Annotated in this window: 9 protein-coding genes; all 9 read left to right on the forward strand. The window is 62.8% G+C overall.

The features are described 5' to 3' along the window. Positions 1–518: 518 nt before the first annotated feature. Positions 519–1,775, forward strand: a complete 1,257-nt coding sequence (locus IPM16_12855; GenBank protein ID MBK9123987.1) for an ABC transporter substrate-binding protein — start codon at positions 519–521, stop codon at positions 1,773–1,775. Positions 1,776–1,953: 178 nt separating this feature from the next. Next, entirely contained in the window at positions 1,954–3,321 is a 1,368-nt protein-coding gene (locus IPM16_12860; protein ID MBK9123988.1) for an ABC transporter permease subunit, read from the forward strand. A 12-nt stretch (positions 3,322–3,333) separates the two neighbouring features. Next, positions 3,334–4,305: a carbohydrate ABC transporter permease gene (locus IPM16_12865; protein ID MBK9123989.1), complete on the forward strand. Its 972-nt coding sequence runs from the start codon at positions 3,334–3,336 to the stop codon at positions 4,303–4,305. Positions 4,306–4,336: 31 nt separating this feature from the next. Next, entirely contained in the window at positions 4,337–4,972 is a 636-nt protein-coding gene (locus tag IPM16_12870; GenBank protein MBK9123990.1) for a DUF624 domain-containing protein, read from the forward strand. Continuing rightward, positions 4,956–5,951, forward strand: a complete 996-nt coding sequence (locus IPM16_12875) for a LacI family DNA-binding transcriptional regulator (protein ID MBK9123991.1) — start codon at positions 4,956–4,958, stop codon at positions 5,949–5,951. The genes IPM16_12870 and IPM16_12875 overlap by 17 nt, the downstream gene beginning before the upstream one ends. Before the next feature lie 138 nt (positions 5,952–6,089). Then, positions 6,090–8,306 (forward strand): glycoside hydrolase family 65 protein, encoded by a 2,217-nt coding sequence (locus IPM16_12880; GenBank protein MBK9123992.1) that lies wholly within the window; start codon positions 6,090–6,092, stop codon positions 8,304–8,306. After that, positions 8,306–8,950 (forward strand): beta-phosphoglucomutase, encoded by a 645-nt coding sequence (pgmB, locus tag IPM16_12885; protein MBK9123993.1) that lies wholly within the window; start codon positions 8,306–8,308, stop codon positions 8,948–8,950. The genes IPM16_12880 and pgmB overlap by 1 nt, the downstream gene beginning before the upstream one ends. 360 nt (positions 8,951–9,310) lie before the next feature. Next, entirely contained in the window at positions 9,311–10,096 is a 786-nt protein-coding gene (locus IPM16_12890) for an ABC transporter ATP-binding protein (GenBank protein ID MBK9123994.1), read from the forward strand. A gap of 2 nt (positions 10,097–10,098) precedes the next feature. After that, positions 10,099–12,876, forward strand: a complete 2,778-nt coding sequence (locus IPM16_12895) for an FtsX-like permease family protein (protein ID MBK9123995.1) — start codon at positions 10,099–10,101, stop codon at positions 12,874–12,876. Positions 12,877–12,983: the final 107 nt, after the last annotated feature.

Consider the following 12,983-nt stretch of genomic DNA (forward strand, 5'->3'; position numbering starts at 1 on the left):
CGGTGCTGTTGTAGTGTGGTGCCCCCTGCGTACGTTGGCGACGGATCGTCGTCAATATCGCCGGGGATGAGCGACGCGTACCCCAATAGACCTCCCTTCGTAACGCTCCCGTACATATAGAGTAGCAAGAACTGCCCGTTTCTGCCCAATTCAGTGGGGCAGGGGATACGTGCTGACTTCGCGGTCGGTCCGCACCGGCGTTTCATTGGAATCTGCGCACAAGATGTCGAAATCGGGTACTCGGGTACTCTGGCGGGCCGGCACATTCTGAGAATCAAATGAGCGAAATTGACAAGTTCATCTCCCGTGATAAAGTTAGTTAAACGATTTAGTAAATCGTTTTATGACGGCTGTTCGGCTGTTGATCCCCGTGTGCGCGCTTGGCGTGCCGCGGGCGCTCGGCATACCGAAAAGGAGTGTCCTATCGGCCAGCTTCCACGTCAGATCAGATCGGTTTCTACGGTCCGTGCTGATTTCGATCAGCGAATTGTTGAACAGAATTCGGAGGTACTGAAGCGATGCGCAGCAAGACATTGAATTCCATCCTTCTTATCGTGGTCCTGTGCATGGCGGCGTTCGGCGTTGCGGCGCAGGATCAGATCAGCATTACCGTCGCGGGCTGGTCGTCCAACCCCGCGGAAGACGCCGCGTTGCAGGCGCGCCTCGACGCGTTCATGGCCGAGAACCCGAACGTCTCGGTCGCTTTCGTGCCGTCCAGCGACCACACCGTGACGATGCAGACCGCGTTCGCCTCCGGCGAGTATCCGCAGGTCTTCTACGTCGACAGCTCGCGCCTGCCCGACTGGGTTGAGGCGGGTGTTGTCGCCGTCGGCGAGGACGAGATCGAGAACCCTGAAGGGTTGTATCCCGACCTGCTCGACATCTTCACGCTCGATGGCGTGACCTACTGCCCGGCCAAGGACTTCTCGACCATGGCGCTGCAGTACAACAAGGATCTGTTCGACGCGGCCGGCCTCGAGTATCCGAACGCCGACTGGACGTGGGACGATCTGCGCGCTGCGGCCGAAGCCCTGACCGACGCCGATGCCGGCGTAATCGGTCTGGTCACCCCGCCGAACTTCGAGCGTTGGCTGCCGTTCCTGTATCAGGCCGGCGGTGATCTGTTCGATGAGGACGGCAATCTGGCGCTTGACAGCGATGCGGGTCGCGCGGCGCTCGAGTTCTACGTCGGCTTCTCGACCGATGGCATCGGCGGAACTCCATCGTCGGTTGACTCGGGCTGGGGCGGCGAGGCGTTCGGTCTCGGCCGCGCCGCGATGGCGATGGAAGGCAACTGGGTAATCCAGTTCCTGCTCGACAACTACCCCGACCTGAACTGGGGCGTCACGGAACTGCCGGCTGGTGAGGCGGGCGAAGCGACCATGGCGTTCACCGTGTGCTACGGCGTTGCGGCCAATATCGAGGGCGCCGAGGCGGAAGCCGCGTGGGATGTCGTGAACTTCCTGACCAATGACGAAGGCGCGCTGTCGGTTGCCGAGAGCAGCTTCGGCCCGATGCCGACCCGTATCTCTGCGGCTGAGGCCTACATCGAGAGCTGGGAAAGCCGCACCGAGGGCGCGAACGTCGATGCACAGGACTTCAACGCCTTCATCGCCGGCAGCGAATACTCGCACCGCTGGCAGCTTCCGGTCGGCTACGGCCCGTTCGTTGACGCGTTCAACGCCGGCCTCGAGCAGGCGTTCACCGGGTCGATCACGGTGGATGACATGATCTTCGAGGTCACGCTCGTCGCTGAAGAGATTCAGGGCGGCTAGCTCCGTGATGCAAGGCGGGCGCGGCGTATGATTTCGCATACCGCCGCGCCCGTTTATATAGTGGCGCGCTCGGACGTGCCGCGAACCCGTCTCCCGGCACCACCGATCAGCGGTTAGCCGCGCCTACGTCATTGGCCTTCGCCGGTCCGGCTTCATCCGCAGAACTGGGGCACCCGATATGGCAAGCATGACAAGCACTCAGCCGCCCGCCGCAGCGACGATGGCGGACAAGCGCCGCGAGGAGACCATCGCCGGATATCTCTTCATGTCCCCGATGATGGTCATCTTCATGATATTCCTCTTTATTCCGATCGCGTTCGCGCTGTTTGTTAGTTTTACGAACTGGAACGGCATCACGCCGCTGGGTCAGACTCAATCGCAGACGACGGGCGCCGTGCAGTTCACGAACCTGACCGCCGATCCGGTCACGATCCCAGCCGGCACGATCGTCACGACCGAAGGCAACAACCCCGTACGCTACGAGCTGACCGCCGACGTCACGCTCGCGTCGGGGGCCGAAGCAACCGCCGAGGGAACGATCGTCGCGCTTGACGAGTTCGCCGGGTCGGACGGAAACACCCGCCGGGACAGCATCACGGTGATCGAGGGCGACCTCGCCGAAACCGTGAGCGTGACCAACCCTTCAGCGCTGGCGGGCGGGCAAGACAACGCCTATGAGTTCGTCGGGCTCGAGAACTATCAGGATCTACTGTTCGAACAGGGCATCCGGCAGCGCGATTTCTTCCTCTCGCTCAAGAACACGGTCTATTTCGTGCTCGGCGTGGTGCCGGCGCAGACCGTGCTGGCGCTGGTCTTGGCCGTCATCGTGAATCAGAAGTGGCTCAAGGGAAAAGGGTTCTTCCGCACAGCGTTCTACTTTCCGTCGATCACGTCGTCGGTCGTGATCTCGATCATCTTCATGTGGCTGTTCACCCGCGGCGGCGTGGTCAACGTGCTGATCGGCGCGCTGTTTCCGAACTACGACGGGGTGACATGGTTGAACGACCCGAACGGGGTGATCCACAATGCCCTCGGATTGGTGGGCGTGACGCGCGACACGGTCGGCGACTGGGCTAGCTCGCGGGTTGCCGGCTTGACGCTGTGGGACTGGATCAGCGGGCCAAGCGTAACGCTGTTTACCATCATGATCCTGAATACGTGGACGACCATCGGCACACTGATGATCATCTACCTCGCCGCGCTGCAAGGCATTCCGCCGCAGGTCTACGAGGCGGCGGCCATCGACGGCGCGACCACTTGGCAGACGTTCCGGCGCATCACCGTGCCGCTGCTAGCCCCGACGACCTTCTTCGTGGTGACGCTTGGCTTGATCGGCACGTTTCAGGTCTTCGACCAGATCGCCGTCATGACCAGCGGCGGGCCGGCCAAGACCACGCTAACGATCGCGTATATCGTGTACTCGAACGGCTTCAACAATTCGCAGATGGGCTTGGCGGCGGCGACCGCGCTGATCCTGTTTGCGATCATCTTCTCGTTCACCCTGATTCAGCGGCGCATTACCCGCGAATCGGTCGATGCGTACTAAGGAGGCGGCGACATGGCGACAACTGCAATGACTCGATCCGCCCCGGCGGAGACAGCGGGCGGCGGGGGTGGCGGCCTCGGGCGGCGCCTGCTCACGATCTTCGGGCTGAGCTTCCTGATCCTGTTCGCGCTGATCCAGACCGTCCCGTTCGTATTGACGATCTCCAACTCGTTCAAGTGCTTGCCGGGGACGCGCCAAGCACCGGAAGCGTTCATTCCGTCGCAGCTCAACTTCATCGACTGCCGCACGGCGTCCGGCGCGTCGATCCCGCTTGAGGACTCGGTCAGCGGGCTGACCTTCAAGCCGTCGATGGAAGGCTACGACGAAGTGCTGGGCACCTATCCGTTCCCGTCGTGGTTCGCCAACACGGTGATCTACGCCGTGTTCGTGACGGTGCTGCGGCTGGCGTTCGACTCGTTGGCGGGGTACGCGCTGGCGCGCATGGACTTCCCGGGCAGGCGCATCATGTTCTTCGTCGTGCTCGGCACGCTGATGATCCCGGCGGTCGTGCTGATCATTCCGCGCTTCATCATCCTGCGCGAGATCGGCATCCTGAACACGTATCAGGGGCTGATCTTCGCGCTGGCGGCCGATGCGTTCGGCGTGTTTCTGATGAAACAGTTCTTCGAGTCGATCCCGACCGAGATCGAGGAGGCGGCACAGGTGGACGGCGCGAACCGCTTTACGATGTTCTTCCGCATCGTGCTGCCGATGGCCACGCCCGCCCTTACCGCGCTGACGATCTTCAGCTTTCAGGGGACGTGGAACAACTTCATGGACGCGCTGATCATCGTCGGCGGCAAGGCGGACTTGTGGAACCTGCCGTTGGGCATGGCGCAGCTCAGGGGGCAGTTCGGGGAGACGTTGGAGTGGAACACGTTCCTCGCCGGGGCGGTGTTTACCACCATTCCGATGGCGATCCTGTTCTTTGTCTTCCAGCGCTACTTCGTCGAAGGCGTGAGCTACTCGGGCCTCAAGGGATAATGATGGCGAGCGTGTGCGGTGGAGGTGTCCGATGATCGAAGGGCTGCGCGTGGTGCTGCGGGCGCTCAACGACGTGCGCCGGCAGGGGTACGTGTACATCTGGGCGAACCTCGCCTTTATCGTGCTCAGCCTGCCGGTCGTGACGATGCCGGCGGCGCTGGTGGCCCTGTTCACGGTCAGCCATCGCGCGCAGACCGAAGCGCGCGGCGCCGACATGGACTTGTTCTGGGAGACGTTCAAGGCGCACATCTGGAAGGCGCTGCCATGGGGGCTGGCGATGGCCGTGTTCGGCGTCGTGGTCGCCAGCAACCTGATCAGCTATGCGGCCTTCACCGGGCCTGTGATCCAGATCCTGCGGGTCGGGTGGATGCTCGGGGCCGTCGTCTGGATGGGGCTGCTGCTGTACACTTGGCCGCTGTATCTCGAGATGGCCGAACCTGACGTATGGGGTGCGTCGCGCAACGCGATCGTGATGGTGCTGCGCAATCCGTTCTTTTCACTGACGATCATTGCATGCGTCGCGCTGCTGTCGGTGATCAGCACCGTGCTGATCGCAGCGTGGCTCGTGCTGACATGGGGCGCCGTTGGCGCGATTGGAAGCGCCGCGGTGATTGACCGCGTGGCGGCCGTCCGCAGCGTGCGGAGGGAGAATGCCTTCAATTCGTGATGTGGCCGAAGAGGCCGGTGTATCGGTTGCGACTGTCTCGCTTGTCCTGAACGAAAAAGGGGCGATCAGCCCGGAAACGCGGCAGCGGGTGCTCGAGGTTGTCGATCGGCTCGGGTACATCCGCAGTTCGCGCGCGCGCAGCCTGCGCGACAACCAGAGCCGCGTCATCGGCTATGCGTGGGACAAGCAGCGCAGCGAGTTCAACCCGGTGCTCGACAGCTTTCTGTACGCCATCCTGCGCAACGCGGAAGCCCACGGCCGCAACGTACTGGTGTTCAGCGCCGAGGACAGCACCGATGTCGCCATTTACCGCGAACTGGCGGCGACCAAGCGGGTCGACGGGTTCGTTTTGAGCCATACCGTGCAGGACGATCCGCGGTTTGTGTACCTGCACGAGGCCGGTGTTCCGTTCGTCGCGTTCGGGCGCAGCAACACGCCGCTGGACGACGAGGTGTTCTGGGTCGACGTGGACGGGCAAAGCGGGACGCACGCCGCCACCGAACACCTCATCAGGCACGGCCATCAACGGATCGGGTTCGTCGGGTGGCCGGTCGGCTCGGTGTCCGGCGACAGCCGTTGGTTGGGGTACATGCGCGCCATGCGCGAGTGCGGTGTTGAACCGCCGGCCGCATTGGACGTGCGCGTTACGAATCATGTGCGCGAAGGGTACGAAGCCGGTCGGCGCTTGCTCGATCTTGAAACCGCGCCGACGGCTGTGGTGTGCGTCAGCGACGTGCTGGCCGCTGGCGTGATGCGAGCGTTCGCGGCGGCAGGCGTGCAGATCGCGGTCACCGGTTTCGACGACACGCCAATCGCCGAATTCATGCATCCGTCACTGACGTCGCTGCGCCAGCCCGTGAGCCGGGCCGCGGAAATCCTGATCGAGATGCTTGTGGCGCAGTTGGACGGGCAGCCCATCAGCTCGCGGCAGGTCCTGATCCAGCCTGAGCTGGTGATCCGCGGGAGCAGCACGATATAGCGTTTGATGGGTGGGCGTTAGGGACAGTCTGGATCGCCCGGCGGTACGGCAGCAATGACCTTATTCGGGCGTAGGGATATGCTTCGCCCGCATGACAACAGCGAAAGACCCGGAAGGACGAGAGAGAGGGGACGTGCGATGAACCTTTACGAGCAGCGTCTATGGCAGGTCAAGGAAGCGCCTTTCAGGGCTAACGACATCGCCCATACCGAGACGATTTACACCATCGGCAATGGGCTGGTAGGCGTGCGCGGGGCGTTCGAAGAAGGCTATCCGGGCGAGTCGGCGACGGTGCTTGCCGCCGGCGTGTTCAACCACGCGCAGGGCCAACTGGTGCCGGAGCTTCCGGTCCTGCCCAATTGGCTGTCGTTTCGCGTCCGGGTTGACGGCGAGACGTTCGTCATGCACGCCGGGCGGGTCATCGGCTTCGAACGCGTGCTGGACCTGAAGACGGCCACGCTCAGGCGCGGCGTGTTGTGGCTAAGCCCGAATCGTGTCACGCTGCGCGTGCTGTTCGAGCGCTTCGCCAGCCTCGACAACCCGCATGTCATGGCGCTGCGCGTGATGGCGCAAGTCATGAGCGACGGCGACCACACGCTGGAAGTTATCGACGCGCTGGACGCCACCGGCAATAACCCGATGAACGTCGATCACTGGTCCGAGCGGGCGCTGAGCGTGGATGGTGCCACGCTGCGCTTCGACGGGACGACGTCGCAGAGCGGGTATCGGGTGGCGATGCACGCGCACACGTCGACAGATGTCGATGTGTCGTGGAGCGATGACCCGGCAGTCCGGATGGCGGCGCATAAGGCGACCGTGCAGGTCGCTCAATACGACAAGGTGACATTCACCAAGATTGTCGCGCTGCATACCACGCGCGACACCGACGATCCCGCGGCCGCGGCGGAGCGTACGCTCCAAGCCGCAGTGGCGGCCGGATACGACGCGCTTAAGGCGGCGCACGATGCCGCGTGGTCGGATGTGTGGCGGCGCATGGACGTTGTCATCGAGGGCGACGAACTGGCCCAGCTCGCGGTGCGCTTCAGCACGTACCACATTATGATCGCCGTGCCGACGCAGGACGAACGCGTGAGCATCGGCGCCAAGACCCTCAGCGGTTTCGGCTACAAGGGGCACGTGTTCTGGGACACCGAGCTGTTTATGGTGCCGCCGCTTACGCTGTGCTATCCGGAACGGGCGCGATCGCTGCTGATGTACCGCTATCACAACCTGCACGGGGCGCGCGAAAAGGCGCGCGAGGCCGGCTTCGAAGGCGCGATGTATCCGTGGGAAAGCACCGACACCGGCCTCGAAACCACACCACGGTGGGCCAACGAGTTGAACGCGCAGGGCGAACGCATCCGGATTTGGACCGGCGACAACGAACAACACATCAGCACCGACATCACCTACGCCATCTTGCAGTACTGGCGCTGGACGGGGGACGAACGGTGGTTCCTCGACTACGGCGTGGAAATGGTGCTCGATACGGCGGTCTTCTACGGGAGCCGCGCCGAGTGGAACGCGGACGCCGGCCGCTACGAGCTGTCGATGCAGATCGGCCCGGACGAGTACCATGAGAACGTCGACAACAGCGTGTTCACTAACCGCATGACGGCGTGGCACCTCGAGCAAGCCCTGCACGTGTGGGAATGGCTGACGACCCATCATGCCGATGTGGCGCGGCGGCTCGGAGCGGCGCTCAAGATCGACGAAACGCGGCTCGGGAAGTGGAGCGACATCGTCGCCAAGATGTGGATCCCGACCAGCGATCAAGGCGATGGCGTGGTCTTCGAGCAGTTCGAAGGGTTCTTCGACCGGCTTAAGCCGATCCCGCTGCACGATTTCAGCCCACGCACGGCCAACATGGATTGGCTGCTCGGCCATGCCAAGACGCAGTCGTCGCGCGTCATCAAGCAGGCCGATGTCGTGATGATGATGGCGCTGCTGGGCGATCAACTGGGCGACCGCGAATTCCTGATGCGCAACTGGGAGACGTACTACCCGGTGGTCGACCACGGCTCGTCGCTCAGCCCGTCGATCCACGCGTGGGTTGCGTCACGTCTCGGGCTGATCGAGACGGCCTACGAGCTGTTCATGTACGCCGCTGCCATCGATCTCGAAGACCGCAAAGGCAACGTGCGCGACGGTATTCACGCCGCCAGCGCGGGCGGACTGTGGCAGGCGGTCGTGTTCGGCTTCTTGGGCCTCAAACTGACCGAGTCCGGGCCGCAGATCGACCCGGCGCTGCCGCCGCATTGGCACCGCGTCAGCGTGACCGTGCAGTGGCATGGCCGTCCGGTTCATTTGGAAGCGCGCGCTGGCCAAACCGAGACCGCGAAGGAGCAGCAGTGATCGATACAACCGGTTTCATCTTCGACCTCGACGGCGTGATTACCGACACGGCGGAATACCACTTTCGCTCGTGGCAGCGGCTCGCGCAGGAGTTGGATATCCCGTTCGACCGGCACGACAACGAAGCCCTACGCGGCGTACCGCGCCGGCGCAGCCTCGAACTGGTCCTCAATGGGCGCGAACTGCCGGAAGATGAGATGCAGCGGCTGATGGAGCGCAAGAACGCGTACTACCGCGACTTTCTGCACGATATCACGCCGTCCGACCTGCTGCCCGGCGTGGGCGACTTCTTGGACGAGGCGCGCGCGATGGGCGTGGTGCTTGGCCTCGGGTCGGCGTCCAAGAACGCCCGCGACGTGCTGGACCGGCTTCAGATCACCGACCTGTTCAGCGCGATCGGCGACGGGCACAGCGTCGTCAATCAGAAGCCCGCGCCGGACCTGTTCGTCTGGGTTGCGGGCCGGCTCGACCTGCCGCCCGACCGCTGCGTGGTGTTCGAAGACGCGGAGGCCGGAATCGACGCGGCAAAGGCGGGCGGATTCTGGACGATCGGTATCGGGCCGGAGGGGCGAGTGGGTCACGCGGACCGCATCGTCGACGGCCTGCACGCGGTGAAGGCGCGCGACTGCCTGCCGCCGTTGTGATGGACGGGTGGTAAAGCCACGCGCAAGCGCTGCCGCCGAATGCACGCGAAAATCGGCAACCCTTCCATTCGACCACAAAACCGGCCCGGAGCGTTCACTCCGGGCCGGTTGCATCGTGTACAGGATTGACACCAACTCGCACTAGGAGTAGCGTCCAAAGGAACGGCTATCGCCTGCGTGCAACTGGAAACGACGGCGTTTCGTAGTCAGATGAGTCCCGACGATCCAAAAGAAGACGATTAGTCATGGCAGTCGGGCCGGATAGGCCGGGGCCCATCCAAATCAGTTCTCGTCCGCCGCTGCTTGAGCGCAGCCGGACGTTTTGTCACGGGTGCACATTGACACGGAAACGAGGCGGGAATGGCACAAGAAAACCATCATCAGGCAGTCCTGAACGTTCAAGACCTGCGGAAGGATCTGCAGCTTGGCGAGGTTACGGTTCAGGCGCTGCGGGGGGTCACGCTCAATGTTGCACGCGGCGAATTCATGGGGATCATCGGCCCCTCCGGAAGTGGCAAGTCAACGTTGCTGGGGTTGATCGGCGGGTTGGACAACCCTACGAGCGGCAAGGTCTTCATCGACGGTACCGACATCACCTCGATGAACGAACGCGCCCTGACGCGCATCCGTAACGAGAAAATCGGCTTCGTATTCCAGTTCTTTAACCTGATTCCTACGCTGACCGCGCTTGAGAATGTGTCGCTCCCAATTCAGTTCTCGCGGAAACGGCGCGCCGATCCCGGCAAGCGGGCAAAAGAACTGCTCGACATGCTTGGGTTGGGTGATCGTTTCCATCACCGTCCCACGCAGCTCTCTGGCGGGCAGCAGCAGCGCGTGGCTATCGCACGTGCACTGGCCAACGATCCTGCCTTAATCCTCTGCGACGAACCGACCGGCAGCCTCGACAGCGAGTCCAGCGACACCGTCATGAGCGCGCTGCGCGGCGTTCAGCAGGAGATGCACACCACGGTCATCATCGTCACCCATGATCCGAACATCGCCTCCCAGTTGGATCGACTGGTGACGTTGGTCGATGGGCACATCGCCTCCGATACGGATCCGCTCTCGACAGCGCAGCAGGCCGCGGTGGCCGTCCTGAAGGACAAGCGCGCCACCGGCGAACTCAAGCAGTTTCGGGGGGAATAGCCATGCTGGACAACATTCGCTTTTTTCTGAGGCACTCGCTCAACGACCTGTGGATCAACGGCCAGCGCACGTTCTTCTCGCTGCTGTGCATTGCCGCGGGTGTTGCCGCGATCGTCTCGCTGCAGACGCTTGCGGTGATGATCGGCGGATCGTTGACCGGCGGCCTACAGGAGAGCAACCGCGGCGACATCCAATTCCAGCTCGACGCCGGATTCAGCGCAGACGCCTCGGATGAGGTTCTTGCGCAGGCAATCGCGGACGGGCTGATCGTGGAACAGACCGTGTCGTTCTTCGGCCAGCGGCAAACCACCTATCTGCTCAGCCAAGGCGGGATCGACGCCATCAGCGCGTGGCTGGACGAATCGTATCCCGGCGCTGCAGAACTCACCTATCGTCAGCCGCTGGCGGACCCGATCAGTTTGTTCCTCGGCAGCGGTGACGGGACGGCGCTGGTCCTGCCGGCAACGGGAGCCGACGCCAGTCAGGTTGTACCCTTACTGATCGACCCCGACGTATACCCCTTCTACGGAGAGGTCGTTGCGACGACCGGCGAGCCGCTGTCCGCTTTGATTAACGCGCCAACGGATATCGTCATCAGCGATCAGGTCGCTCAGGTGCTCGGCGCTGAGACCGGCGATACGCTTCAGATCAGCGGGGCGGATGCCGAGTTCACGGTACGCGGCGTTGTCGATACCGGGCAGGAGATCAAGAACCCCGCGTCGGACATGTTGATTTCGCTGTTTGGATTCTACTATCTCGATCAATCGGCGATCGAACTCTTCGAGGATGTTCCTGCTCAGGCGGACCTCGCGTTCATCAAATTGAGCGACCCTTCCGCCGTGGTTGACATTGACTCGGCGTTGCAGGCGGAGTTTCCGTTTGTTCAGACCACGACCACCGAAGACCTGCGCGAGAACTACACACTGCTTTCGGACAACATCAATACGCTGGTGACGGTGATGGGCCTGCTGTCGATGCTGATCGGCAGCATAGGCATTGTCAACACCATGCAGGTCATCGTCCGGCGCCGCACGGTCGAAGTGGCCGTTCTCAAGACGCTCGGTTTGCAGGCGAACGAGATCACGACGCTGTTCCTGGTTCAGGCGATGCTGATGGGCGTCATCGGCAGCGTTGCGGGCGTCGTTCTGGGCTGGGGCGCGACGTTCCTGATCCGCGGCGTGGCCGAGCGCCTGCTGGCGACCGATCTTCCGTTTGTGCTCACGCCTCAGCCTGCCGTGACAGGCATACTCATCGGCGTCATCATCACCACCGTTTTCGGCTTTCTTCCGACACTCACCGCCGGTCAAGTGCGTCCGGGCATCGTACTGCGGCCCACAGACGTTGTCATTCCGCGGACGGGACGCGTTCAGACGTTGTTGGTGCTCGGGCTCGTGATTATGGTGTTGAGCCTGATTGCTCAGGGCATCACGGGAACCTTCAGTTCAGCACTGCAGTTGATTGTCGGCGTATTTGTCGCCGCTGGCGTGCTTTACCTGATCGTCTCGCTGCTGATCTGGCTGGTAGGGCGCTTCTTCCCAGCGTTCGGGCTGATCGACCTCAAAATCTCGCTGCGCCAAATGCTGGCCGCGCGCGGGCGCGCCTCGATGACGTTGCTCGCACTCGTGGTCGGCGTGTTCTCGCTGAGCACCATCACGCTGCTGGCCGACTCAATCAACAACCTGCTTGAGTTCTCGCTGCAGGAGGCGAGCGGTGGAAATGTCACGATTAGCGCGGCTTCCCCAGCCCAACTTCCGGCGATCGAACGTGTACTCGACGATTTGCCGTATGTCGAGCAGTATCGTGTCCAACGCGGGTACACCATGCGCCTGCTCTCGATCCAGCAAGGCGACATCGTGCTGTCGCCCGGCGACCTGCGTGCGCGCCTCGAGGCCATGCCCGATTTCTTCGGATTCGGCGGCGAGGGCGCTGAAGCCGACGCGTATGAGGTCTTCGCGGCGTCGATCAGCAGTGTGAGCGCGTCGGACGTCAGCTCCGTCGCGGAGCGCAGCATGGTCACGGGCCGTCAATTGGCGCCGAGTGATTCCGGGGCGCGCGTCATTGTCCTGACCACCAGCCCGCTGCTTGAGGCTGCCGGACTTCGCGTCGGCGACCTGCTGACCTATGACCTCGGCAGTGACGCTGAAGGCGAGGCACCGGCACTGACGTTCGAACTCATCGGAATCGCGCAAAGCAGTTTTGGCGGGTTCGAGGCACAGAACTATGTACCGATCGACGCATTCCCTGCGGATATCCCCCCGACTTCGAACACGATTACAGCGCAGGTCGACAAAGAGCAGATCGCCTCACTGCGGCAGCAGCTCGCGACCGTGCCGGGGTCGTTCGTGCTCGACAACGCCGTGCTGACGCGACTGGTCAGCGGCCTGCTTGGCACGTTTACCGCCTTCCCGACGATGGTGGCGGCGCTCGGTTTGATTGTGGGTGGGGTTGTGATCGCCAATTCGGTCGCGCTGACCACGATGGAACGCAGGCGCGAGATCGCTGTGATGAAGTCGGTTGGCCTGCAGCGCGAACGGGTACTGTTCATGATCTTGCTCGAGAACGGGGTGCTCGGACTGATCGGTGGTCTGATCGGCGTCGGAATTGGGCTCTTGGCTCTCATCCTCCTGATCGGAACCACGGGCGCACCGAGCACAGCGATTCCGGTCGGTTCGGCTATGCTCCTCATGCTGCTGTGTGTTGTCGTCGCGCTGATTGCCGCGCTGACGTCTGCTTGGGGTGCCTCTGGCGAAAAGCCGCTGAACGTCCTTCGTTACGAATAAACCCAACGCCGGGCACTATTCAACACCCACGCGAATACGAGCGGCCCTCCCGAACTGCCGGGAGGGCCGCTGCAATCGCGGAGGGGATTACCTATATGGAGGGACCG

The organism is Candidatus Flexicrinis affinis, assembly GCA_016716525.1.
Classification (GTDB): Bacteria; Chloroflexota; Anaerolineae; order Aggregatilineales; family Phototrophicaceae; genus Flexicrinis; species Flexicrinis affinis.